General features: G+C 53.5%; 32 protein-coding genes. 2 read left to right on the top strand and 30 right to left on the bottom strand.

Going from position 1 to position 24,084, the window contains the following annotated elements; translation table 11 throughout:
* Positions 1-5: 5 nt before the first annotated feature.
* Together mgtE and E0765_RS12055 are read right to left on the bottom strand one after the other, a co-directional pair.
* Positions 6-1,358 carry a magnesium transporter gene (mgtE, locus tag E0765_RS12060; RefSeq protein ID WP_132813479.1) on the bottom strand — a complete coding sequence of 451 codons (1,353 nt, stop codon included), beginning with the start codon at positions 1,356-1,358 and terminating at the stop codon, positions 6-8.
* 2 nt (positions 1,359-1,360) lie between these two features.
* Entirely contained in the window at positions 1,361-2,236 is an 876-nt protein-coding gene (locus E0765_RS12055; RefSeq protein ID WP_132813478.1) for a radical SAM/SPASM domain-containing protein, read from the bottom strand.
* A 12-nt stretch (positions 2,237-2,248) separates the two neighbouring features.
* Between E0765_RS12055 and E0765_RS12050 the strand changes: the two genes are divergently transcribed.
* Positions 2,249-2,572 carry a co-chaperone YbbN gene (locus E0765_RS12050; protein WP_132813477.1) on the top strand — a complete coding sequence of 108 codons (324 nt, stop codon included), beginning with the start codon at positions 2,249-2,251 and terminating at the stop codon, positions 2,570-2,572.
* On the opposite strand, the gene E0765_RS12045 is transcribed toward E0765_RS12050, so the two are convergent.
* From E0765_RS12045 to E0765_RS11930, 24 genes are all read right to left on the bottom strand, one after another.
* Complete coding sequence (locus E0765_RS12045; RefSeq protein ID WP_132813476.1) at positions 2,556-3,308, bottom strand: RNA methyltransferase; 753 nt, start codon at positions 3,306-3,308, stop codon at positions 2,556-2,558. The genes E0765_RS12050 and E0765_RS12045 overlap by 17 nt on opposite strands.
* A gap of 89 nt (positions 3,309-3,397) precedes the next feature.
* Positions 3,398-5,314 carry a transketolase gene (gene tkt, locus E0765_RS12040; protein ID WP_132813475.1) on the bottom strand — a complete coding sequence of 639 codons (1,917 nt, stop codon included), beginning with the start codon at positions 5,312-5,314 and terminating at the stop codon, positions 3,398-3,400.
* Positions 5,311-6,165, bottom strand: a complete 855-nt coding sequence (locus E0765_RS12035; protein WP_132813474.1) for a polyprenyl synthetase family protein — start codon at positions 6,163-6,165, stop codon at positions 5,311-5,313. The genes tkt and E0765_RS12035 overlap by 4 nt, the downstream gene beginning before the upstream one ends.
* Before the next feature lie 59 nt (positions 6,166-6,224).
* Positions 6,225-6,530: a YbaB/EbfC family nucleoid-associated protein gene (locus E0765_RS12030; RefSeq protein WP_132813473.1), complete on the bottom strand. Its 306-nt coding sequence runs from the start codon at positions 6,528-6,530 to the stop codon at positions 6,225-6,227.
* The gene (panD, locus tag E0765_RS12025) at positions 6,530-6,895 is read right to left on the bottom strand and encodes an aspartate 1-decarboxylase (protein ID WP_132813472.1); all 366 of its coding nucleotides are present in this window, start codon (positions 6,893-6,895) and stop codon (positions 6,530-6,532) included. Before panD ends, E0765_RS12030 begins: the two co-directional genes overlap by 1 nt.
* Positions 6,896-6,899: 4 nt before the next feature.
* Entirely contained in the window at positions 6,900-7,274 is a 375-nt protein-coding gene (locus tag E0765_RS12020; protein WP_132813471.1) for a ferredoxin, read from the bottom strand.
* Positions 7,275-7,403: 129 nt separating this feature from the next.
* On the bottom strand, positions 7,404-8,699 hold the full coding sequence (locus E0765_RS12015; RefSeq protein ID WP_132813470.1) for a UDP-N-acetylmuramoyl-L-alanyl-D-glutamate--2,6-diaminopimelate ligase: 1,296 nt from the start codon (positions 8,697-8,699) through the stop codon (positions 7,404-7,406).
* Positions 8,689-9,282 (bottom strand): tetratricopeptide repeat protein, encoded by a 594-nt coding sequence (locus E0765_RS12010; protein WP_132813469.1) that lies wholly within the window; start codon positions 9,280-9,282, stop codon positions 8,689-8,691. Before E0765_RS12010 ends, E0765_RS12015 begins: the two co-directional genes overlap by 11 nt.
* A gap of 48 nt (positions 9,283-9,330) precedes the next feature.
* Complete coding sequence (locus E0765_RS12005; protein WP_132813468.1) at positions 9,331-9,606, bottom strand: NifU family protein; 276 nt, start codon at positions 9,604-9,606, stop codon at positions 9,331-9,333.
* A 131-nt stretch (positions 9,607-9,737) separates the two neighbouring features.
* The gene (rplQ, locus tag E0765_RS12000) at positions 9,738-10,088 is read right to left on the bottom strand and encodes a 50S ribosomal protein L17 (RefSeq protein ID WP_132813467.1); all 351 of its coding nucleotides are present in this window, start codon (positions 10,086-10,088) and stop codon (positions 9,738-9,740) included.
* 26 nt (positions 10,089-10,114) lie between these two features.
* The gene (locus E0765_RS11995; RefSeq protein WP_132813466.1) at positions 10,115-11,107 is read right to left on the bottom strand and encodes a DNA-directed RNA polymerase subunit alpha; all 993 of its coding nucleotides are present in this window, start codon (positions 11,105-11,107) and stop codon (positions 10,115-10,117) included.
* Positions 11,108-11,130: 23 nt separating this feature from the next.
* The gene (gene rpsD, locus E0765_RS11990) at positions 11,131-11,757 is read right to left on the bottom strand and encodes a 30S ribosomal protein S4 (protein ID WP_132813465.1); all 627 of its coding nucleotides are present in this window, start codon (positions 11,755-11,757) and stop codon (positions 11,131-11,133) included.
* An 11-nt stretch (positions 11,758-11,768) separates the two neighbouring features.
* Positions 11,769-12,161, bottom strand: a complete 393-nt coding sequence (gene rpsK, locus E0765_RS11985) for a 30S ribosomal protein S11 (RefSeq protein ID WP_037945820.1) — start codon at positions 12,159-12,161, stop codon at positions 11,769-11,771.
* Between the two features lie 11 nt (positions 12,162-12,172).
* Positions 12,173-12,544: a 30S ribosomal protein S13 gene (gene rpsM / locus E0765_RS11980; protein WP_132813464.1), complete on the bottom strand. Its 372-nt coding sequence runs from the start codon at positions 12,542-12,544 to the stop codon at positions 12,173-12,175.
* A 2-nt stretch (positions 12,545-12,546) separates the two neighbouring features.
* Positions 12,547-12,660, bottom strand: a complete 114-nt coding sequence (gene rpmJ / locus E0765_RS11975) for a 50S ribosomal protein L36 (RefSeq protein ID WP_015654591.1) — start codon at positions 12,658-12,660, stop codon at positions 12,547-12,549.
* Positions 12,661-12,854: 194 nt separating this feature from the next.
* Positions 12,855-14,114 (bottom strand): homoserine dehydrogenase, encoded by a 1,260-nt coding sequence (locus E0765_RS11970; protein WP_132813463.1) that lies wholly within the window; start codon positions 14,112-14,114, stop codon positions 12,855-12,857.
* Positions 14,111-15,334, bottom strand: a complete 1,224-nt coding sequence (locus E0765_RS11965; protein ID WP_132813462.1) for an LL-diaminopimelate aminotransferase — start codon at positions 15,332-15,334, stop codon at positions 14,111-14,113. The genes E0765_RS11970 and E0765_RS11965 overlap by 4 nt, the downstream gene beginning before the upstream one ends.
* 70 nt (positions 15,335-15,404) lie before the next feature.
* Positions 15,405-16,043: a hypothetical protein gene (locus E0765_RS11960; protein ID WP_132813461.1), complete on the bottom strand. Its 639-nt coding sequence runs from the start codon at positions 16,041-16,043 to the stop codon at positions 15,405-15,407.
* Between the two features lie 11 nt (positions 16,044-16,054).
* On the bottom strand, positions 16,055-16,858 hold the full coding sequence (locus E0765_RS11955; RefSeq protein WP_132813460.1) for a hypothetical protein: 804 nt from the start codon (positions 16,856-16,858) through the stop codon (positions 16,055-16,057).
* Positions 16,855-17,532 (bottom strand): RNA methyltransferase, encoded by a 678-nt coding sequence (locus E0765_RS11950; protein WP_132813459.1) that lies wholly within the window; start codon positions 17,530-17,532, stop codon positions 16,855-16,857. The genes E0765_RS11955 and E0765_RS11950 overlap by 4 nt, the downstream gene beginning before the upstream one ends.
* Before the next feature lie 58 nt (positions 17,533-17,590).
* Positions 17,591-18,403 carry a 16S rRNA (cytidine(1402)-2'-O)-methyltransferase gene (rsmI, locus tag E0765_RS11945; protein ID WP_132813458.1) on the bottom strand — a complete coding sequence of 271 codons (813 nt, stop codon included), beginning with the start codon at positions 18,401-18,403 and terminating at the stop codon, positions 17,591-17,593.
* An 85-nt stretch (positions 18,404-18,488) separates the two neighbouring features.
* The gene (rpmE, locus tag E0765_RS11940) at positions 18,489-18,689 is read right to left on the bottom strand and encodes a 50S ribosomal protein L31 (RefSeq protein WP_132813457.1); all 201 of its coding nucleotides are present in this window, start codon (positions 18,687-18,689) and stop codon (positions 18,489-18,491) included.
* A 107-nt stretch (positions 18,690-18,796) separates the two neighbouring features.
* Entirely contained in the window at positions 18,797-19,459 is a 663-nt protein-coding gene (locus E0765_RS11935) for an RsmE family RNA methyltransferase (protein ID WP_132813456.1), read from the bottom strand.
* Positions 19,456-19,869, bottom strand: coding sequence for a hypothetical protein (locus E0765_RS11930; RefSeq protein WP_132813455.1), 414 nt, complete (start codon positions 19,867-19,869; stop codon positions 19,456-19,458). The genes E0765_RS11935 and E0765_RS11930 overlap by 4 nt, the downstream gene beginning before the upstream one ends.
* A gap of 90 nt (positions 19,870-19,959) precedes the next feature.
* Between E0765_RS11930 and glp the strand changes: the two genes are divergently transcribed.
* Complete coding sequence (gene glp / locus E0765_RS11925; protein ID WP_132813454.1) at positions 19,960-21,177, top strand: gephyrin-like molybdotransferase Glp; 1,218 nt, start codon at positions 19,960-19,962, stop codon at positions 21,175-21,177.
* Here glp and E0765_RS11920 read toward each other — a convergent pair.
* From E0765_RS11920 to E0765_RS11905, 4 genes are all read right to left on the bottom strand, one after another.
* Positions 21,174-21,755 (bottom strand): 6-carboxytetrahydropterin synthase, encoded by a 582-nt coding sequence (locus E0765_RS11920; RefSeq protein WP_132813453.1) that lies wholly within the window; start codon positions 21,753-21,755, stop codon positions 21,174-21,176. The two genes, glp and E0765_RS11920, sit on opposite strands and share 4 nt — an antisense overlap.
* A 53-nt stretch (positions 21,756-21,808) precedes the next feature.
* Positions 21,809-22,567: a 7-carboxy-7-deazaguanine synthase QueE gene (locus tag E0765_RS11915; protein ID WP_132813452.1), complete on the bottom strand. Its 759-nt coding sequence runs from the start codon at positions 22,565-22,567 to the stop codon at positions 21,809-21,811.
* 1 nt (position 22,568) lies between these two features.
* Positions 22,569-23,534 (bottom strand): GTP 3',8-cyclase MoaA, encoded by a 966-nt coding sequence (gene moaA, locus E0765_RS11910; protein ID WP_132813451.1) that lies wholly within the window; start codon positions 23,532-23,534, stop codon positions 22,569-22,571.
* Positions 23,535-23,679: 145 nt separating this feature from the next.
* Entirely contained in the window at positions 23,680-24,075 is a 396-nt protein-coding gene (locus tag E0765_RS11905) for a hypothetical protein (RefSeq protein ID WP_132813450.1), read from the bottom strand.
* Between the last annotated feature and the right edge of the window lie 9 nt (positions 24,076-24,084).

Raw genomic sequence — 24,084 nt, 5'->3', positions numbered from 1 at the left:
GATCCTTATAATAATATGAGGGTTGCAAGCCCCAAAAAGCTTAAAAAGCCGACAACGTCGGTCACCGTCGTGAGAATAACGGTCGATCCGATTGCGGGGTCGATTCCGGCGCGCCGCAGCCCCAGTGGAATTAGTGTACCAAAAAATCCCGCAAAGAAAAGATTAATTATCATCGATAACGCAATTACTAAGCCAAGAAGGGGTATCTTAAACCATAAATAGGCGACCGCGCCGATGACAAGGGCGAAAATAAACCCGTTAAACAACGCCAGCAACACCTCACGCTTGACGGTCGTATAGGCTTCCTTCCCCTCAATCTCGCCCAGTGCGATTTTACGCACCGTTACGGTAAGCGTCTGCGTCCCGGCATTTCCCCCCATAGACGCCACGATCGGCATTAAAATCGCCAGCGCGACGATCGCTTCGATGGTCGCGTCGAACATCCCGATCACCACCGATGCGGCGATTGCGGTGACAAGGTTGATCGCCAGCCAGATCGCGCGGGTTTTCCCGATGCTCCAGAATTCTTCGTCCTCTTCAGCGTCTTCGTTGACCCCCGCCATGTGATAAATCTGTTCGGTAGCCCGCTCTTCCATAACGTCGTGGATGTCGTCGGCGGTGATACGCCCCAGCAATATCTGGTTATCGTCGACAACCGCAAGGGTGTTGAGGTTATAGTTGGCAAACACTTCAACAACATCGTAGATGGGATCGTGCGCATGCACATGCACCGTGTTGTGACCGTCGTGCATGATGTCGCGGTACATTTCGTCGGGCTCATGAAGGATCAGGTCTTCGAGCAAAATCGCGCCGATGAGTCGACGGTGCTTGTCAACGATAAAAACCTGATGGACGTTATCGATCAGCTCTTCGGCTTTCATCGCCCGTAATCGCTTGATCGATTCGCCGACGCTTTCATCCGCCCGAGCTTCAAACAATTCGGTCTGCATGTACGCACCCGCTTCGTTTTCGTCGTACGAAATGAGGGTTTCGATCGTGGCCCGCTCTTCTTCGGGAAGTTTCGAGAGGACCTCTTCGGCCAGCTCTTCATTGACCTCTTCGATGTGCTGGATCAGGTCGGCGGCATCGTCGGTATCAAGCTCGGAAGCCAGGTTGGCAAGCCCTTCGGCCCCCAGTTGTTCGTAGGCTTCTTCCATATGCTGCTGAGGCATTTCCAAAAGGACTTCCGCCAAAATCTCTTTGGGAAGGGTCTCAAGCGTTTGGGTATAGAGTTCTTCGTCTTCGTCGTGAAGGTTTTTAAGAAGGATCGCGATTTCGTAGATGTGGACGTTTTCGTCAATCCCTTCGTTATACAGAGCGACACGATTGTTGATCGATTCCAGCAGGTTTTCAATCATGTTTACTCCTTGTCAAATCGTTTTTTGTAGGTGCACTTCCGGCACAGTTCTTCAACGGCTTTCCCGTCTTCGAATCCCGAAGCAATCGCCAGGGCGCGTTTCGATGAGAGAATTCTATCCAAATTTGTCTCGTGCAGGTTACCCAAATCGATCACCCCCTCCCCGTCCAGGCAGCAGGGGACGACTCTGCCGTCTGAGAGTACCGCGATCTGCGAACGCAGACCGTGGCAGTAGCCGTCTCCCGCATCGGGGTTGCTGAGGGCGGGCCACTCGAAATAGCGGTCGAAATGGAGCAGCACCTTGGACGCCATTCGGATACTCTGGCGTTCTCCGCTCGCATGGCGGACAATATGGCCGCTTTCGAGATCGAAATGTCCTTCGAGTCTGGTGAACAGCCGGGCGTTGAAAGCCTCATCCCGTTCTGTTCCCTCCAGGTTCCAAAGCCTCAGATTGATAAACATATCGCTTCTTTTGTCCGCTTTGTCGTCGCACAGGGCCAATATCGGCTCGAGGTATTCCTCGAAACTTCGACCCGCACTGTTTTTGTTGAAACTGTTTAGCGATACGTTTATCTGCCGGATCGAAGGATGAAGCAGCATCGAGCGTCGATCGGGGTCAAGATAAAATCCGCTCGTCGTAATCATGACCCGAAATCCCTGCGTATGGGCTTCGTCCAAATACGCATCGAGGTTGGACAACACCATAGGATCGCCCATGACGTGCAAAGCGATTTCTTCGGTGCGGCCTCTGAGCTGTTTCAAAACCTCCCTGAAAAACGGGAGCGGCATCGTTGTGTTCGGCTGCGATTTCGGGGGGCAGAAACTGCATGCAAGCCCGCATATATTGGTCACTTCAACGTAAGCGCGGAAAAATTTCATTATAATCCCCTCATGCAAACACTCGATACGATCCACCATACCCTGCATCACAACGACGCGGTCATGCTCTATTTCAGCGCCCCCGGCTGCAACGTCTGCCATGCCCTCAAACCCAAACTCTCCGAAGCCGTGATGGACGAATTCCCGGCTTTTGTTATTGAAAGCATCGATATTTCCGAAACGCCGGAGATCGCATCGCACTTCAGCGTATTTGCCATCCCTACGGTCCTTGTCTTTTTCCAGGGAAAAGAGTTCCTCAGAAAAAGCCGGCACATGAGCGTCGCTGAAGTGATCGAAGCGATAGCACGCCCCTACAATCTTATGGCAGGAAGCTGACGATCCCCGCCGTTACGGCCACATTGAGCGACTCAACACCCCGGTGCATCGGGATTGACACACTGTGCGTCGACGCTTTCATCACCGCATCGCTGACCCCTTCGGACTCGTTCCCCAGCACAAAAACAGCCCTCTCAGGAATCTTGAGCGAATGGATGTCGTCTTTAGCATGGGAGGAGAGGGTAATGAACGCCGTCTCCCGCAATCCGAGTATCTCAGCGAGGGTATCGCAGTAATAGATCGGGATTTTGAACAGTGTCCCCGCACTTGCTTTCATCACCAGCGGTGAGAGCTTGGTGGAATTTTTCTTGGGCAGGACGATGCCGTCGATACGGCTGGCGGCGGCGGAGCGGATAATCATCCCCAAGTTCTGCGGGTTGTTGATCCCATCAAGCGCAAGAAGGCGGAACGAACCCGAAAAATCGCTCTGTATCTGCGATGCACTCCGGTAATTGAGCGCCTTGACGTCGATGGCGACCCCCTGATCCTGAGCGCTGTTTTTGGAGATGCGCGACAACGCCTCTTTGGTGTGGTATTTGATCTCCACCCCGCGCATTTCGGCTAAATCGACGATTTCCCTGATCGTTTCGTCGACCCGGTTGCTTTTGGAAAGGTGGAGTTTGTGGATTTCGACCGATTCGTCGCGAAGTACCTCGACGGCTACGTTACGGCCGTACAGCGTCACCAGTGAATCGAAAAAACGTTTTTTCTCTAAATATTCGGGGGAATCGTGCATCTATAACCTTTTGAAGCGCCAAAAGGTTACGATCCCTTTGGCTACACTAGCCGCTATGGCACTGAAGCTTGCCTCAGCCGAGGCGGAATTTAAATTTTGGAAGCGATTGCCTCGGCGCTAAATCCGAAACGCTCGAACAGTTTATCCGCCGGAGCGCTGGCGCCGAAGCTCTCCATTCCGACGACGGTGTCGGCGAAACGGTACCACTCCAGGCCTCGGGCAGCTTCGATCGCCACTTTTTTGGTCGAAGGTTTGATGATCGACTCGACGTAGCTTTGAGGCTGTTCGAGAAGCAGGTCGAAGCACGGAACGCTGACGACATTGGCGGCCACACCTTTCGATTCGAGCAATTGCGCAGTCTCGAGGGCAAGACCAACTTCAGAGCCCGAAGCCATCAGCGTCACCGTCGCGTCCGCTTTTTCGATCAGCAAATACCCGCCGTTCGCGACCTCCCCTTTTGCCGCCGAGGGAAGGAGGGGAAGGTTCTGGCGGGAGCAGACGAAAGCCGAGGGGGCATTTTTCATCTGGAGCGCTTTTTGCCAGCACTTGACGTTTTCGTTCCCGTCCGCAGGGCGGTAAACATAAAAATTCGGCAATGAACGGAACTGGCTCAGGTGCTCGATCGGCTGGTGGGTCGGGCCGTCTTCCCCCACACCGATACTGTCGTGCGTCCAGACGAAAAAGTGCTGGATGCCGCTCAGCGCCGCGATACGGGCGGAAGGCTTTAGGTAATCGCTGAAGACGAAGAACGTCGCCGAAAACGGCATCAGGGGGCCGTAGAGCGCCATTGCGTTCGTTATGGAGGCCATGGCGTGTTCGCGGATGCCGAAATGGATGTTTTTCCCTTTGGGGAAATCACCCATGTTGGAAAGTTCGGTTTTGTTCGAAGGCCCCAGATCGGCCGATCCGCCAAGGAATCCCGGGATCGCTTTGGCGATAGCGTTGAGGATGATCCCGTTGGTGTTGCGTGTCGCATCGGCTTTTTCGAACGTCGGCCACTGGATGCGGCTGAAATCGGGGTTGATCAGCTGCTCGTACGCTTCGTTCTGTTCCGAGAGTGGAAGCTCTTTGAGCCGGTGGTTCCACTCGCGCTCGGCGAGGTCCCCTTTTTCGATCGCACAGCGGAAACGCTCCAGTACGTCCGCATCGACATGGAAGGTTTTTTCAGGATCGAACCCGGCGGCGCTTTTGGCCGCTTTGATGACGTCGTGTCCCAGGGGAGCCCCGTGAGAGTGGTGTGAACCCTCCAGTTTATCGCCGCCTTTGGCGATCACCGTGTTGGCGATGATGAGTACCGGACGGCTCATCATCTTGGCCTGCGTGATCGCACCGTCAATCTCGTCGAAATTGTGCCCGTCGATTTCAAGAACCGCCCAGTTTTGTGATTCGAACCGGCCGCGGATGTTTTCGCTGATGCTCAGTTCCGTCGATCCTTCAATGGTGATCCGGTTGGAATCGTAAATCAAGATCAGGTTATCCAGCCCAAGATGCCCCGCAACCGAACACGCTTCGTAGCTGATCCCCTCTTCGAGATCACCGTCGCCGCAGAGACAATAGACGTTGTGATCGATCAATGCGGCCGTTTCGGAATTGACTTTATGGCCGACGTATTTGGCCGCCATCGCAAATCCGACGGCATTCGCGACACCCTGCCCCAACGGTCCGGTCGTAATCTCGACCCCGGCCGTATGACCGTACTCGGGATGCCCCGGAGTCGCGGAATCGAGCTGGCGGAACGATTTGAGGTCGTCCATCTCCAGGCCGTATCCCCAAAGATAATAGAGCGAATAGATAAGCCCTGTCCCGTGACCGCCGGAAAAGACCAGACGGTCCCGGTTAAGCCATTTAGGATTTTTCGGATTGTGATTCAGGTGTTCGGAGAGGACGACTGCAATGTCCGCAAGGCCCATCGGGGCTCCGGGATGGCCCGAATTGGCCTGCTGTACCATATCGGCGGCTAAAAAACGGATCGTATCCGCCATTTTTTGACGCATTGCATTGCTCATAGTTGTTCCTTATGTCGATTAATGTAGTGGACCAGTGTTGGTGAGAGCTCACGCCGTAAACTCTCATCAAAACTCTCCATCCGTTCCAGCAGTTTGCGCGCAAGCTCATCCGCCTGCGCCAGCGCCTCATCAAAACCAAGCAGTGTCACGAAACTGTTTTTTGCCGAATCGTTGTTCGTCGTTTTGCCCGCCTCTTCGCTGCTCATCGTGACGTCGAGAATGTCGTCTTGAATCTGAAACAGCAACCCAAGATCGATCCCGAAATCGTAGAGCCGGTCGGCCATATCGTCGCGGCCGGCCACGATGGCCCCCATTTTAAGCGACGCGGCGATCAATTTCCCCGTTTTGTGAATATGGAGAAAACGGACCTGCTCCACGTCCAGCGGAGTATTTTCAAAATAGCAGTCGATCGCCTGTCCCAGCACCATCCCCGAGGCTCCTCCGCTGGCGGAAAGTTCGCGCACCAGCTTGACGATGACACGGTCGCTCAGCGGTGCGTTGGAGAGTACCTCGAACGCATAGGTATTGAGCGCATCGCCCGCAAGAATAGCGCTTACTTCATCGTACGTCGTGTGCAACGTCGGCATCCCACGGCGCAGATCGGCATTGTCCATAGCGGGCAAATCGTCATGTATCAGCGAATAGGTATGAAGCAGCTCAAGCGAAAGGGCTACGGGATAGGCACTCTCTACCATCAGAGGATTAAACGCGCGCACGACACCCAGCAGCAATGCGGGACGAAACCGCTTTCCTCCCCCCTGAAGCATCTGGCGTAATGAAAGCTCATAATGGGGATGAAAACTCGCAGCGGAGGGGAGATGTGCCGACAGATAGGCTTCAAACGCTTCCATGACCCGCTACCTTTCCCCTTTTTTGGCGAAATTGTACCATCCCGGAGCTTTTATCCCGTTTATTTCGTAAACGGGTTCATCCCTCCGAGCATGCCGAGGGCATGCTGTTTTTTATTGTCTTCGACCATTTTGTACGCATCTGAAATCGTCGAGAGGAGAATAATTTGGAGGGAAGATTTATCTTCAAGTAACGAATCGTCGATTTCCAGATCGAGGGCTTCCCCTTTGCCGTTGAGGGTAAGCTTGACCATTCCGCCGCCGCTTTTGATCGTATAACGGCGTTCGGAGAGTTCTTCGTCCATCGCTTTAGCCTGCGACTGGAGCGCTTCGAACATCTTCCCCATCTCTGAGAGATTGCCGAACATCAGATCTTCTCGATAATGTCGGTAATGCCGTTTTCGTCGTCGACCAGCACGACGGTGGGTTTGTAGTTTTCCAGCTCAGCGTCGTTATAGGTGGCGTAGGCGACGATGATGATTTTGTCCCCTTTGTGGACTTTTCGCGCTGCGGCGCCGTTGAGACAGATATCCCGTTTGCCGCGTTCACCGAGGATTACGTAAGTCGAAAACCGCTCACCGTTGTTGATGTTGAGGATTTCGACTTTCTGTCCGACGCGCATTTTGGAAGCCTCGAGAAGCTCTTCGTCGATCGTAATCGAACCGACGTAGTTGAGGTTGGCATCGGTCACCGTCGCACGGTGAATTTTGCTGTAGAGCATTTCGATCAGCATCGTTTTAACGACCCATCTGCTTCATCATGTCCGCAGGGGTAATCGGTGCATCCCACAACTCGGCGGGGATCACGTACTCCTGCACGACTTCGCCGCCGATGATATGGCGGTCGATGATCTCGTTGATTTTCTCTTTGGTCAGCCCAGCGTACATCACGTGGCCGGGTTCAACGAGCATTACAGGCCCCACGTTACAGCGGTTCATGCACGACGTACGGATCGGCTGGACCGTCGCGATCAGCCCTTTTTGCATCAACGTCTGCGCCAAATGCTGGAAAATATCCTGTGTCTGGGGATTCACGCAGCTTGGTTTGGGCATACCCGGAGGGGAGCTTTGCTCGCATTTGAAAATATAAAAAGCCGGTTGTGGGATACCCATCGAACCCTCCTTGAATAGTGCGGTGCATTCCGCACCGGAAAATAGTATCGGCATTATAGCCAAAATCGGCGTGCAGAGATTAAGCTCTGTTACGCAACTCTACCTTTTAAGGGGTATTTTAGTCGAGTGTTACCTTTGTTCCAAAAGTTCCCGCGCAACAACGCGGTCGTCGAAAGGAAGGTGCTGGTCGTAGATGATCTGCGCGGTTTCGTCCCCTTTGCCCAGGATGAGTACCACTTCATCCCCGCTTCGCTCGCGAAGGGCCTGGGCAATCGCGTTGCGCCGGTTGACGTCAACATAGACGTTGCTTTTGTCCTCGATACCCGCCAAGATATCCTCTATGATCGCATCGGGATCTTCGAAACGGGGATTGTCGCTGGTAACGTAAAGTTTTTTGGCGTATGCCGACGCGACGCGTCCCATAAGGGGGCGTTTGCTGCGGTCTCGGTCCCCACCGGCGCCGAAAACAACCAGAACCTCTTTTTCCTTCAGCGCTCCCAGCACCTGTTCCATTCCATCGGGGGTATGGGCGAAATCGACGATAACGAGGGGATCGGTGCTGACCACCTCCATCCGTCCGCTCACCCCGCCGAAATTTTCCAGGGCTTCGGCGATTTTTTCCAGGCTTTCGCCGCTCACCAGATGGACTGCCGCCATCGCCGCTGTGATATTGTAAAGATTAAAAAAACCGTGCAGCGAAGATTCGAACGTCACAAGCTCTTCAAAATGTTTCAACACGCCGCTGACGCCGTTGTTCAGGGAATAAGCAACGATCTTGTACGTCGCTGGGTTTTCGACACCGTAGGTATAGGCGTTTTTGATGTTGAACTGCGCTTTGGGTTCGTCTTTGTTAATCAGTTTTCTCGCTTCGTCGGCAAAAAAAAGATTTTTGATCCGGACATATTCTTCAAGACTCTCATGGTAATCGAGATGGTCTTGCGTGATGTTGGTGAGGATTTTCAGTTCGAACCCTATCCCCGCGATCCTCTCTTGTTCGATCGCGTGTGAGCTCACCTCCATGACGAAATATTCGCACCCTTCGCCGATCGCTTCGAGCATATGGCGGTAGGTATTGAGAACGGTAGGTGTCGTGAGTGTTTTCCCCTCGACCGGCGCATCGTTCATGAAAAAACCGCGCGTCCCCTGCATCGCCGCTTTGTGCCCCAGATCAAGGAGCAACGAATAGATGGCGCTTGCGGTCGTCGTTTTCCCGTTGGTACCGGTGATACCGACAACCTTGATCCGTTCCAGCCGCAGAAGATTCCACGCTTCGCTCGGTGTGATGAATGCCGCCGCACCTTTGCTTCGGGCGTCTTCGGCGTATTTTTCGTTTTGTTTGGTGAGGACGAATGCGCAGTCGCTGCCGCATTCCGCCGAGTTTTCGCTGATATAGCGAAATTCCGGCGTATTGACTTCAATTTTCAAGATTTTTCCCTTTGGCAAGCCGTCGAAGGAGATTGCGCAACTGCCGGTCGTTCGGATAGACGCCCAGGGCGCTTTCAAGGTAGCTTAATGCCATCTCTTTGTATCCGTGATCGATCAGATTGTCCAAAAAATCGACGAAATCTTCTTTTTCCGTAATGATAACACGGGTTGAGAACATGATGTTTTCGAAAATACGGTTAAAATCGCTGTCGTCTTTCACCAGTTCCTTGAACTCGTTGTACATAATGCCGTCTTCGTACGCCAGACGCTGCTTGATTGTTTCGTCGAATAGGCCGGAAAGCTGTTCGAGTGTCCCGTCCATCGTTTCGAGAATCTCGGAAATGACAATGTCCGCCTGTTCGGCATCTTCGCTGCGTAAAATGGTGTAATAATCAAAAAGCGCCTCGGCTCCGGCTTCACCGCCCATCGCCATGTCGGCGAGGATGGCGCCGTTATAGGCTTCTTTACAGTCAGGGTAATCTTTGAGGGCCAGAGAATATTCTCTGAGCGCATCCGAATACTGTCCTGCGAGAAAATAGTCGTTGGCTTGTCCGAGGGTTTTGGATAGTTGGATCGTTTTCATAAATAATCCCTCCTGAAGTTTAATACTATATCGACATACGCCGTGAAATTATAATGCGTCGATCTGATTTTCCATCCCGTGCGGAACGTTAATCACCACCAGTTCAGGATGGATATCCATACGGAGCTGACGCTCTACGCCGTACTTTAACGTGTTTCCGCTGCTGGCGCAACCGACACACGCTCCCTGAAGCTGTACATAAATCGTTCCGTTTTTAACGGTCAAAAAGGCGATATCCCCTCCGTCAAGGGCAAGAGAAGGTCTGATTTTGTCGATAACGCGGCTGACCGGCTGGATTAATTCTTCATCGGTAAATGGAATCATTGTTTGCATGCCTTTGATACACGGGATAATAAAGTGTCTATTATAATAGGAAAAAAGGGCTAAACAAGGACTAATAGCATTGTGATAGTTTTAGAGCGAAGCTCGATTTAAGCGGGTGGGTATTGAACTCGTTATACGAGTTCAATGTATGCCATCGGCGTAGCGTCACCGCGGCGGATACGAGTTTTAACGATACGGGTATAACCGCCGTTGCGCTCGGTGTATTTGGGAGCGACTTCGTTCATCAGAGTTTTTGTCGCTTCTTTGTTCTGAAGAACCGCGAAAATGGCGCGGTGCGCGTTTGCGTCACCCGCACGTGCGGTTGTAATCAGTTTTTCCGCGAAAGAGCGGAGTTCTTTGGCTTTCACCAAAGTCGTTTCGATTTTGCCGTTTTCAATCAACGCAATGCTCAGGTTTTTCAACAAAGCAGCGCGGTGCGCGCTTGTCCGACCGAGTTTGCGGTATCCGTGACGATGTCTCATAAGATACTTCCTCTTGTTTTCTAAGCTTATTCAGCTTCAATTTTCTTTTTGATCGCGCTGACCAGGTCATCGCTCAATTCTTGACCGACGGTATAACCGTACTCATTGATTTTTTCCAAAATCTCTTCGAACGATTTTTTACCGAGGTTTTTAACCTCTTTCAAATCATTCTGGCTCATCATGACGATTTCGCCGATGTATTTGATGTTCGAGCGGTCCAGACAGTTGAAACTGCGGGCACTCAGCCCGAGTTCTTCGATACGTGCGCCCAAACGTTTGAGTTCGGGATGCTCGTCGGCGCGCTCAGACACGGCAGGAGCTTTGATGCTCACTTCACTGTTGAATACAGCCATTTGAGCGTACATCACTTCCAATGCGTTTTTAAACGCATCAACCGGGGTAATCTGACCGTCAGTTACGATGTTGATGATCACTTTTTCGAAGTTAGGGTTGTCTTCGACAAGGACGTTTTCGATCGAATAGGTCGCGCGGCGTACCGGTGTGAAGAACGCGTCGAGCGCGATGAAACCTTCACCCAGCATATCACGGACGTCTTCGCTCGGAACGTATCCGATACCCTGATGGATTTTGACCGTGAAGTTCAGATTCGCATCTTCGTTCAGCGTGGCCAAAAACGCGTTCGGCGTTACCACTTCGACATCATCATTGTCCAGATCGCGTCCACTGATTTCGCAAGGGCCTGCGAAACTGTAGGTGATCTCTTTTTCTTTGAGGCCGTTTTTCAGTTTGAAACGTACCCCTTTGAGGTTGATGATGAAATCCGAAATGTCTTCGAGCATCCCGCGTACTGAGTCAAACTCATGCTTTGCCCCTTCGATTTTGATTCCGATCGGAGCATATCCCACGGAACTGCTGAGCAAAAAGCGGCGCAGTGGGTGGGCGAGTGAAACCGCAAAACCGGTTTCAAACGGATAGGCAATAATGTTCGCTTCGTTCGCGTTGATTTGCTCGACGACAAACTCTTTCGGAAGAAGCGGTGATGTTTTAATTTTTTTCATGCTGAGCGCCCTTTCTTTAATGATTATTTCGAGTAAAGCTCGACGATTAGACGTTCCTCAACAGGGATCACAACTTCTTCACGCTCAGGAAGACGTGTAAAGATACCGAAAACTTTGTCCTGGTCGATATCAACCCATGGAGCAAGGCCGGTTTGGTTAGTCAATTCAACCGCACGAACGATCTGGTTGTTCTTTTTGCTTTTCTCGTGAATTTCCACTTTTTGGCCCGGTTTTACACGGTAAGAAGGGATATCAACACGTTTTCCGTCTACCAGAATGTGGCCGTGGTTGACCAGCTGGCGAGCGAAACGACGAGTTGTCGCGAAGCCCATGCGGTAGACAACGTTGTCAAGGCGCTGCTCAAGGAGAATTACCAGGTTGGTACCGGTGTTACCCGTGCGGCGTTTCGCTTCGGCGAACAGTGAACGCATCTGTTTTTCGCTCAGACCGTACATGAATTTCGCTTTTTGTTTTTCGCGAAGCTGTGTACCGTACTCTGAGATTTTAGTGCGGCGCTGACCATGCTGGCCAGGTCCGTACGGACGTTTGTCAAGGGCACTTTTACCTGCTAGACGGCGTTCACCTTTAAGTCCAAGGCTTACTCCGAATCTTCTTTCGATTTTTTCTACGGGTCCTCTATATCTTGCCATTACAAACCTCCTTACACGCGACGGCGCTTAGGCGCACGACATCCATTGTGTGGCAGAGGAGTAACGTCTTTCATGAAAGAAACGCGTACGCCCTCGATAGCGCCGACACTTTTAACTGCAGTTTCACGTCCTGAACCAGGACCTTGAACTTTAATTCCCACTTCTTTGATTCCGTGGACCATAGCTTTTTCCATTGCCGCTTCGACTGCTTGTTGCGCAGCGAACGGAGTCGATTTTTTAGAACCTTTGAAACCAAGGCTTCCTGCTGAACTCCATGCGATCATGTTCCCCATTTCGTCGGTGACGGTTACGAGGGTGTTATTGAATGAAGCCAGGATATGCACGATACCTTTGGCAATATTCTTTTTAACGATTTTTTTACGGGTTGCTTTTCTTTTTGCCATACACTAATCCCTTACTTTGTGGCCGAGCCGACAGTTTTCTTTTTACCTTTGCGTGTGCGTGCATTGGTTTTCGTTTTCTGTCCGCGGCATGGAAGACCTTTACGGTGACGAAGACCACGGTATGAACCCAGGTCCATCAACGCTTTGATATCCATAGCGACTTCTTTACGAAGGTCCCCCTCAACCGCGATACCGCTGTTGCGGATCTCTTTGGCGATAGTTGCCGCTTCGTCTTCTGAGAGTTCGTATACACGTTTATTGTAATCGATCCCTGTCGCATCCAAAATTTTGCGAGACGTATGAAGTCCGATCCCGTAGATATAGGTCAGACCGTACTCGATCCGTTTTTTCTTAGGTAAGTCTACACCAGCAATACGTGCCATGCTTATCCTTGTCTTTGTTTATGTTTTGGGGTTTTGCAGATTACGCGAACTACCCCTTTGCGCTTGATGATTTTGCAATCGTCGCACATTTTCTTCACTGAAGAACGTACTTTCATCGGTAGGCTCCGTTCATTTAGGTCACTTGCCCTCGTAGGTGGGTCGAAACCTCACCAATACTTCTGACTGCGTCAAACACAGTGAGAAACATTCAACCTGTGTGTCCGAGTGTGCAAAGTGGACGCGTATGTTACATTAATTTATGTTAAATTTTTATTAAGGTGGAAAAGAAGAGGGGAGCGGAGCGCTCCGCTTATACGATCCGTATCATAAACGGAGCTTCAAGAACCGGGGAGAGCGTTTCAAGCCGGAGCATCATTTCGCGGATCGAGCGTTCGGTCGCTTCATGGGTCGCGAACAATAGGTGGGCGCACTCTTTCTGGCAGGGGCGCTGAATCACCGCTTCGATAGAGATCGCGTGATCGGCGAAGAGTTGGGTGATCTGGGCCAGAATCCCGGGTTTGTCCGACACCCGCAGGCGCAAATAATACTTGGAGCGGATTTCATCACTGGATTTTAGGCGGAGCCCCTCTTCGAGCGGATGGTTGAATCCCAGCATCGGCGATCGTTTGCCCGAGCGTACAATATCGATGATGTTGGCCACCACCGCGCTCGCCGTCGCGTTTCCGCCCGCACCCGGACCGTAATAGAGGGTTTCGCCGACACGGTCGCCGACGACGCTGATGCCGTTCATCACGCCGTCGATTTTCGCGATCATCGCCTCTTCGCTCACCAGCGCCGCATGAACGCGCAGTTCGACCTCGTTACCGTCGCGTTTGGCGATCCCGAGAAGTTTGATGGTGTAGCCGAACTCTTTGGCAAATGCGATGTCTGCCTGTGTGATCCCCTCGATCCCCTCGATCAGCATCTGCTCGGGTTTCGCGTCGATACCGTACGCGATCGACGCGAGGATCAGCAGCTTGTGCGCCGCATCGAAGCCGCCGATATCGAACGTCGGATCGGCCTCGGCATACCCCAGGGCCTGCGCTTCGGCCAGTACCGTCTCAAACGCCGCCCCTTCGTTCATCATTTTGGTCAGCATAAAATTGCACGTGCCGTTCATGATCCCGGTGATTGAGAGGATGTGGTTCGCAGATAAACCGTCGCGCAGCGCGTTGATGATCGGTATCCCCCCCGCAACGCTCGCTTCGAATTCGAACGGGATGTCCCCCGCGATCTCCTGGAGCGCGTAACGGTGGTACGCCAGCAGCGCCTTGTTCGCCGTGACAACCGCTTTGCCGTTACGAAGCGCTTTTTGGACTACCTGCAGCGGCAGGTCAACCCCCCCCATCAACTCTACGACGATGTCGATTTCGGGATCGTCGAGAATATCGTCGGGATTTTGCGATATCGCGATTGAGAGGTCTGAAACTTTTTCGGGGTTGCGTACGACACCGCTTTTGACCACAATCTCTTCCCCTGAACGGGCGGTGATAATCGAACGGTTCTCTTCGAGAATTTCAACGACGGAGCGGCCGACCGTCCCGACCCCGATTACGCCGACACGGGTCACTCGCCACCCTTGCAGCCCAGCGACTGGAGAAAATGCTTGATGTTTTTCGCCGCCTGGCGGATCCGTTTGTCGTTTTCGATCAACGCAATACGGACGTACTCGTCGCCGTAATCGCCGAATCCGATCCCCGGAGCCACCGCGACGTTCGCTTCGACGAGGAGACGTTTGGAGAATTCAAGGCTTCCCATATGGCGGGCACATTCGGGAATGCGGGCCCAGACGAACATCGACGACTGATTACGGCGGATCGGCCACCCGGCGCGGTTAAACGCTTCGAGCAGGACATCCTGGCGATGATCGTATTTTTCCACGATCTCCTTGACGCAGCTCTGATCTCCCTGCAACGCGACGGTCGCCGCAACCTGGATCGGGGTAAACATCCCGTAATCCAGCCAGCTTTTGATTTTCTGCAACGCGCCGATCAGTTTTGGGTTTCCGACGAAGAAACCGACGCGCCACCCCGCCATGTTATAGCTTTTGGAGAGGGTGAAACTCTCGACCGCGACGTCTTTTGCTCCCGGAACCGCAAGAATCGAAGGGGTTGCGTAGCCGTCAAACGTAATATCGCCGTAAGCGATGTCGCTGATGATGTAAAAACGCTCGCGCTTGGCCATCTCGACGATACGGGTGTAAAACGCGGGCGTCACGGTCGCGGTCGTTGGATTGTGCGGGAAATTGACGACGACGTATTTGGGCTTGGGGAAAGAGACGTGAAACGCCTGCTCCAGACGCTCGAAAAAGAGGTCTTCGTCCACTTTGTAGTCTTCGTCGAAGGGCAGTTCCATTTTCTGTACGTTACCGCCGGCGAGGATAAACGCATATGAATGGATCGGATAGGTCGGATCGGGGACGACGACGACGTCGCCGGGGTTGGTGATCGCGTATGCCAGGTGGGCGTAACCCTCTTTGGAACCCATCGTCGCGACCGCTTCGGTTTCGGGGTCGAGATCGACGTCGTAGCGGCGTTTGTACCAGTCGCAGATCGCCTGACGCAGTTTGGGAATACCTTTGGAGACCGAATAGCCGTGCGTTTTCGTTTTTTGGGCCGATTCGATCAGTTTCTCTCTGATGTGCTCGGGGGTGTCTCCGTCGGGGTTCCCCATACTAAAATCGATGACGTCGGCGCCGGCGCGGCGACGCGCCATTTTCAGTTCGTTTACTTCGGCAAATACATATTTGGGAAGGCGTTTAATCCGGTCGAATTGGATTTCATCAAACATGGCTACAACCTGTGCATAAAAAATTGCGCCATTTTAGCATAAGAGGCTTAGTTTATCTATAATTCAAGACTTAGCGGCCGGGCGATTTGGACTCGACCCACGTCCCTTCCCGAAGCGCTTTCATTCCCCAGGTATTGGAAACTTTAAGATAACGGGCTCCGGGGGGAAGATCAAAGGCGTATTCCTCTTTCGGGACTTCCGACCGTACGGAATACAGCACCTGCATCGACGCATCAAGAACAGCGACGTCGGGATACCATTTCCCGACATAGGGGGATTCGATGCGGATCGTCTGTCCCGCTTCCACCCCGAACCATTGCGGGATGGCCGAACGTTCCAGCTGCGCTCCCTCTTCGGGGGCGATCAGGGGAACGTTCCAGATACCGTTTCGGGCATTCATGCGAATCTTGAACACCCCTTTGGATGATCCCTCGTTGAGAACCGAAACCCCCTCCTCGGCCATGTTTTCAGCAAATGCCGCCGCGTCGAAGGGACGGATCCCGTGCGCTTCGCCCGAAATCTCGCCCTCTTTGTTCCGGACACTGAAACTCCGTACGTCCAAACGGTATCCGACGGCGCTAAAACCGTTCTGAAGCGTTTTAAGCGCAACGGCGGGCTCCCCCTCGAAAACTATTCGTGCCTGGATGCGCGCGGGATTCGCCGCGAAAGAGAGCAGCGGGGCAAGGAGCAACAAGGCCGCGAAACGCACCGTAATCTTCCTTACCAGTTCTTCCCGCCGTTGCGTTCCATGAATTCACTTTGGCGGATCTGTTTGAGCGCACCGTTCTCAACGCAGAAATGGACCGTATTTTTCTCTTTGAGTTGCTGTTTTTCGCCCGCCGTCTCGATCTCGATCATTCCGTGGCCAAGGACAAGCAGCGTCTCTTTGGAAGTGTCGATCACAATCGGATCACCCGTGATTTTCTGGGTTTTGGCACCCGTGGCTTTGTCGATCATGCCGACCCATACTTTGTATTTCGGAAGGATGGTAGTCGTTCCCGCCGAAGCCGGGGAAAGCGGTTTGGTCGTATTGTGTTCGGCCGCCGTGATGCTGCGGTTCGTCTCCGTGGTGGCGTTGGTTTCGACGCTGGTATTGGTTTCGGCCGCTTCTTTGACCGCTTCAACCGCCAGCGAAGTGAGCTTCATCACCTCTTCGCGCGGTTCGTTGGAGAGGAAACTCTGCAAAAATGAGCCTCCTCCGACCAGCAGCGCGATCGCAACGGTACCGGCGATCAGCCATTTTCGCTTGGCGTTCGAAGGGGCCTGCAGGATTACCGATGCTTTGGGGGCAAGCGCTTCGGCGTGTTCTTGGCGGTAGGCGTCATACTCGTCGCGGATCGGATCGAGATTGACATCGTATTCGCGTTCGAGAATCGAGAGAAATCCCATAAACTGAACCCGCCCGATCTTGTCGTAGGCTTTGTCCAGTACCAGCGCAAGTTTATCCCGTGAAATATGGGTTCTTTCATGGATTTTTTCCGATCCAAGGGCCTGCAAATCTTCAAACGTTTTGTAGTTACTCATCGCATTCTCTCCATCAAAATTGCGCCGGCAACGCCGACGTTCAGGGAATCAAAATCGTGTGCCATCCGGATCGACACCCCCTCATCCAGCCCTTTTTGAACCCGTCCGCTGAGCCCTTCGCCCTCGTTTCCGAGGATCAGCGCCCGCTTGGGGGCAAAACGCGTTTCCCGTACGTCCTTGCCTTCCATCATTGCCCCATAAAGGGTAAATCTGGACTGTTTGAGTTCGTGCATGACATCATGGATGTTGTGCACGATCACCAGCGGCAAATCGAGCGCGGCCCCGGTACTGGTACGGATAATCGGCTCGAGATTGGGTTCTTTGATCCCGCAGATGACAAGGGCATCGACCCCGAGGGCATACGCGCTGCGGACCAGCGAACCGATGTTCCCGACATCGGTAATGGAGCTGAGCACCACCACGAAATCGCACCGTTTGAGAAACGGGGAGGCATAGGGAACGACCGGGGAGATATCGGCTATGTAGCCCTGGTGGTTTCCCCCCTTCACCATCGACTGCGCGGCGTTGGGAGGGATACGCTTGATCTCGAAGCCCATTTTCATGAGGGCGCCGTACTCTTTTTTGTCGATCTCTTTGGCCAGATAAAGGGTCTTGATCCGGTCTTTATGGCGCTCCAGCGCGTAGAATACGGGCTGTTTTCCGTAAATAAGCATTCTGCTCTCTTTGCTTGTGCCCGCGGGCTTGAAATGTTTTTTAACGGTTATTATATCTCTATGTGTTTAAGAGTCGCTGATAACACTCTTTGGGATTTTCGCCCGTTATCCGGGCAATCAGCTTCGATGCCGCTTTTTTGGGTATGTCGAGAGCGAGGATGTCGGCTTCGCACAGCGCCGAACTTTTCCCCTCCGAGGCTCCGATCACTACGACCCATTCCCCGCGGATCTCTTTTTCCATCCTCTCAAGCAGCTCGGCCGCGGTGCCGCGGTAAAAGCGCTGAAATTTTTTCGTCAGTTCCTTTGCCAGGAAAACTTCCCGCAGCGGCGCGGCGGCGGAAATCTCCCGCAGCAGTTTTTCCAGCCGCGTCGGTGCTTCGTACAGTACCGTGGTATAGCCGTTGAAAAGGGCCTCCTGCAACGCGGCGGAACGGTCGTTCCCTTTGTGCGGAAGGAATCCCGCGAACAGCATCTTCGTCTCCACGAAACCGCTGGCGACAAATGCCGTCAGCGCGGCATTGGCTCCGGGAAGGACGTCGTACTCAACCCCGTTGTCGATGCAATAGCGCACGAGCATCTGCCCCGGATCGCTGAAGCCGGGCATCCCCGCATCGCTGACGTAGACAACGTTGCGGTCAAAAAAATCGGGGCTCAAACCCGCCAGAAAATCGGCTTCGTTATGGGAGTGGAGACTGACAAACTGCTGCTCTTGCGCAATGGCCAGGTTGTAGCGTTCCTTCAGGAAATGGAGAAGTTTTTTCGTCACACGGGTATCTTCGCACAATAAAACCTCGGCCTGCGCGAGAGCTTCTAGTGTACGAAGGGTGATGTCGGCAATGTTTCCGATGGGAGTGGGGACAAGTGAAAGCATGGTTCTTCCCGGTTCTGCCTTAAAGAGGCAAGCGTAATTGCGAGAGCAAAAGGCCCCTCGGGGATTCCCCGGGGAGCTTGGGTGATTAGTTGAGCGAGTAGCGTTTTTTGAATTTATCGATACGTCCGGCAGTGTCGACCTGACGCTCAGAACCGGTGTAGAACGGGTGGCATTCGTTGCAGATATCGACACGGATCGATTCTTTGACGCTCTTTGTTTTAAACGTGTTGCCGCATGCGCAGTTTACCGTTGCTTCGACAACGTTAGGGTGAAGATCTTTTTTCATTAGGTTATGCCTTGGTGGTCGACGTCGTTGTACGTCGGCCGGTATAGTTTTACATCCGTACGGGGGCGGATGATTTGGAGGCGAATTATATCTTAAAAAAGATTTTTTTACAACAGCGCCGCGGCAGCGGCCACCGCCGCCGTTTCGGAGCGCAGGACGGTCGGGACCGCGAATGAACGGATGTTTCGAAACAGTTTTCGTTCGCTGTCGTCGAATCCCCCTTCGCAACCGATGACGATGGTGTCGATCCCCTCGTCTCCCCGCAAAGGCTCTCCGCCGAAATCCATGACAACGGCATCCGGATGGTCGTTTAAAAAATCACCGAGGCTGCGGCTCTCGCGCAATTCGATCAAGGAGGTGCGGCCGCACTGGATAATGGAGCTCTCCAAGATCCGCTCAAACCGCTCGAAATCAAGGCGGAAATTGCGCTGCGAACGGCGGCAATGGATGAACGTTATTGTCCCGACGCCCAATTCGCTCAGCATCGGAAGGGTTTTTTCCACCGTTTTGGGGTCCACGAGGCACCACCCTATGTGCAGTTTTCGGGTTGCCTCGCACGGAGCTTCTCTTCGGCTTTCAAGACGGAACAACGCGCTTTTTCCCTCCGTTCTCTCCAACCGGTAACGGAACTCTTCTTGCAATGCCCTGCGGCTGCGAAACGCGATCAGGTCACCGCTTTTGTGACGGCGGACTTTGATCAGGTATTTGTAGTCGTCCCCGCTGACGCTCAGCTCCGGCGCACCCGCGTCGGGATGGAGCAAAAATTTCACAGTGCCACCATCCATCCCGTCATCAGTCCCAGCAGCGCCATCTCGATCCCCAGAAAACGGAACGCTTTGGCTTTGTAACCTTCAAACGCCCCTTCCTTCGAAATGTCGGTCCGGCGTTTAAGGGTTTTGTAGCGCTTGGCTTCCAGCACGATCATGACGACGGCGACGGCGATCATCGCCACGTTCGAAGCGTTAAACGCCAACTGCTTGGCCGCCATCATCACCGCCCCCGTAAAAAGGATCAGGGCGATCAGGGATGCCGATATGGGCATCACGATCCGCATCCGCTTCGCGTAGCGAACCACCTGCTGCGACAAGGCGAGCATGACGATATTGAAGAGGACGACCCCCATCAGCACAATGACCCCGAAATAGTGGATATTCAATCCCGCTGCATACATAGCTTCCATAAAGGGGATTTTACCTTAATTTGCCTATAATCGTCTATCATTTTTAAAACCGCGACCGTGCGATCCGCACGCCGTTTTGAAGGAGGCACCATGGCGATCAGCGTAGAAGAGGCGCTCGAAAAAATTTACGCGCTTTCCCATCCGCTCGAAAGCGAAATCGAGCCGATCGAAAACGCCGTTCACCGGGTTCTGGCACAAGAGGTCAGCGCCGCGTATCCCCTCCCCGCTTTTGACAACTCGGCGATGGACGGCTATGCCGTACGGGTGGAAGATGCGGGGAAAACCCTCACCCAGTCGTGCACCATCTTTGCCGGCGATCAAGAAGAGATCCGCATGGTCGAAGACCAGTGCATCCGGATCATGACGGGTGCGCGCATTCCGCAAGGATGCGAGGCTATCGTTCCCGTCGAGGAGGTTCAACTGGAAGAAGGGCGCGTCACCCTCCCCACTTCGATCCGCCCTTCCCAACACATCCGCCTTCGCGGCGAAGACATCGAAAAAGGGATGGTGCTGCTCGAGTCCGGCACGCTGCTGCACGCTCACCACATCGCGTTACTGGCGTCGCAGGGGATTACGCACGTACGCCTTTTCCGCCGTCCCCGTATTGCCCTTTTCTCTTCGGGCAACGAGCTGAAAATGCATTACGAAAGCGTCGGTGCGGGACAGCTTTACAATACCAACACCCCCACTTTCGCCGCACGGGCACGGGAGCTGGGATGTGACGTTATTTTTACCGGCACCGCCCAGGATACGCTCGAATCGATCCGTGAACACATCCGCAGCGCGCTGCGTGCCGATTTCATCATCACCTCCGGAGGCGTCAGCGTCGGCGATGCCGACTATACCAAAGAGGCGTTCGCCTCACTGGGATTTGAGAGCGCTTTCGAATCAGTCGACATCAAACCCGGAAAACCGACGACGTTCGGACGGATCGGCTCGACGCTGGTCCTCAATCTCCCGGGCAATCCCCTGGCCGCGGCGCTGTGTTTCGAACTCTTCGCCCAGAGTGCCATTCTTGCACTAAGCGGTCGGGGGGACAAATACCTCTCTGCCCTTGCGGCGAAAATGGGAGAAGATTTCCGCGTCAAAAAAGGGCGAAGGGCGCTGATCCCGGGGTGGTACGACGGGGAATCGTTCACCCCGAGCCCGAAGTTCGGTCCCGGAATGGTCCTCCCTCTTTCACGCGCCAACGCCTATGTGATGGTCGATGCCGCACTCGAAAGGCTGGAAAAAGGCTCGGAAGTCAAAGTGATCCCCACACGCTGGCCCTTCAGCGCTTTCGAAAAAAACTCTTTGATTACCGTTTAAACGGTATCGGGGTTGACGAAGATATCGCCGTTGAGGACCTTTTCCCACAGTTGCGGATCGCTCCACCCCTCGCGCACCTCTTTGCTGAAACGGATTGCATCGAGCGCAATCGTCCCCATCCATTCCGAATAAGCGTCCTCCTCGAACGCCTGCGCGTATCCCGTGTCGGTTTCGTGTACGATGACGCTGTGCAGCCTTACCCCGCGCTCACCGTTAATCATGTGGGTGGAACAGAGCAAACGGTCGATCATCAGGAAAATGACCCGCGCAAACTGCTCGCAGGAAGGGGAAACGGGGAGGAGGACCCACCGTGCCGAATACTCTTTCATCGCGTCGATGTATTCGGTGTGATCCGCATCCCAGATCGCCACGGCATGATCGAAACTATCAATCAGCTCTTTCATCCCCTGCTTCATCAGGCCGAAATCGTACACCATCTGCCCCCGGTCGAGGTATTTGGATTCGAACAGCACTTCGACCTTGTACGAATGGCCGTGGATCGAGGCGCGGCAACGCTGCGTGGAACAACCTCGGACGATGTGGGCGTTTTCGAATTTGAAAAGTTTACGGATAATCATGATGGGTCACTGCCTTTTGAGGTCACCTGTTCCGACCTCAAGTAATCTCGATATTATACCCCGTGATTCTGATCCCAGATACGGATATGGAGACGATCGGAATAGATGAATCCCCGGCGTTTGCACAACTCGATCACCGATTCGCAGTTGGCTTCGATATGCGCCTTGTCACCGCCCAGCGGCATGCAGTAAACGGGCGTGAAGGGGTATTCGGCGATGATCTCGTCGATCTCCGTCTCGATGTGGTTCATCAAGGAAGGCTCGTCGACGGTGAATTTGAAAAACGACTCTTTCGCATTGGCGACAATCGCGGTGATCGCCTCAGGTCTGACCCGTCGGGCTTTGGGCTCGCCGCTGTTGGAGAGCTTGACCGAAAGGGCGTAGGTCGCTTCCCGGTAAAAAGGGTAGCGCCCGAAGTCGGGTGCGATCGTCCCGTTCGTCTCGAAGGTCACACGGTGCCCCTGCGACACCAGGTATTCGATAAACTGAACGAAAATCGGCTCGCTTGCGTACACCAGCGGTTCCCCGCCGGTCAAAACGACGTCGACATGGGGAGGAAGGCGGTAGCCGTTCATGATCCAGATCAGCGTCTGGAGTTCCTCGATCTCCATCCACATCCCGCCGAATCCCTTTCGGTCGACGGCATATACGGTATCGCATCCGATCACTTCGCTCCCGTCCGGGGCGATTTCGGTGCACCCGAATCCCTCACAGGTCAGGTTGCACCCTCCGAAGCGAAAAAACATCGACGGATGTCCCGTATATTTTCCCTCCCCCTGCACGGAGTAAAAATGTTCTACCAGGTAGAGCATCTCACCCTCCCGTTTCGTAGAAGGCGCGGTTCGAGGCTTCTGCATCCCCTTCGCTCCAGCGGTTTTTCTCCGGCTTGGTACGGACGACCTCTTTGAGCACCAGCGCCGCTTCTTTGATGTCTCCCCGACGGACGGCGTCACGGATGCTCATCGCCTCGTCGAAATAGAGACAGGGGATCAGGTTGCCCTCGGCGGTGAGGCGGATGCGGTTGCATTTGGTGCAGAAATCGTCTTTGTGGGGTTCGATGATCCCGAATTCATAGCCGTCCTCGAGACGGTAATAGTGCGATGGGGAGTGGCCGTCGAATCCCAGGTCTTCGTACGCGTACCGGCTACCGATTATCTCCAGCAATTCGGGGCTCTGCATCCCCTTGATATTCACCTCCGCGTGGACGTTCTCCATGTATTCGATGAAGCGTACCGTCATACCGCGGGCTTTGCAGTACTCGAGAACGTCAAGGATTTCCCCGTCATTGAGCCCTTTCATGGGAACCATATTCACCTTAACCTTCATCCCCACTTTGAGCGCCTCTTCCACGCCGGCCAGTACGGGACCGAGAACGTCTTTTTTGGCGATTTTCTCAGCTACGTCGGGTTTGAGCGAATCGATCGAGACGTTCAGCCGCCGAAGTCCCGCATCGTAGAGCTTTTGGGCGGATCCTTTGAGCAGGTAGGCATTCGTGGTCATCGCCAGATCGATGTCGTTTTTGTAGTCGTGGATCATTTTGATAAAGGCGTCGAGGTCTTCGCGCAGAAGCGGCTCACCCCCCGTAATGCGGATCTTCTTTACCCCTTCGTCAATCGCCACGCGGATAAATTCGAACAGTTCCTCGAAACTGAGCAGATTCTCTTTGGGAACCCACGAAAAGGGTTTTTCGGGCATGCAGTACTGGCAGCGGAAATTGCACCGCTCCGTCACCGACACCCTCAAATAATCGACCGTACGGCCGTAACTGTCAACTAGCAAAGTGATCCTTGTATCTAAACCTTATCCATTATGGCGGGAGTGTAGCGAAATGTTGTTTGGAGTTTTATTTATCGGAGGAATTAGAGAAAGCTGCACAACCAAAGGCGCAGACACGAAGGAACGCCCCGCGGGGCGCAGGTACGCTTTACCAGCCGCGAACGACGGCGTGGCACGCGGTACAGGCGTTGACGATCTCCGAATACGACTGGCTCGCTTTGGAGTATTCTTTTTTATTCAGCGCTTTGATGAGCTCGTTGCTCGAAGCGTCGATACGCTTCGCGGCATTGAAGGCGATGTTGCTCATATGCTGTTTTTCTTTAGGAAGATACTTTTTGGTCGCATCGGCGTTATGAAACAACGCGTTGGCTTTTTGGATTTCGCTGATGCCCCCTTTGATAAGGACGGGTGCGTTGTACAAAAACCCTTTTTGGACGTTGCTCAGGCCGTTTTCCATCTGGCTCATGTTCAGGGCCAGCGTTTCGTTTGCCATGACCGCACTGCCGAGCAGTGCGGCAAGAGCCATCATTTTAATCATTTTCATCCCTGACTC

The sequence above is a fragment of the Sulfuricurvum sp. IAE1 genome, from assembly GCF_004347735.1.
In the GTDB taxonomy this organism is placed as follows: domain Bacteria; phylum Campylobacterota; class Campylobacteria; order Campylobacterales; family Sulfurimonadaceae; genus Sulfuricurvum.
Note: the sequence above shows the minus strand (reverse complement) of the source record. Positions and strands in the feature narration are given on the sequence as shown.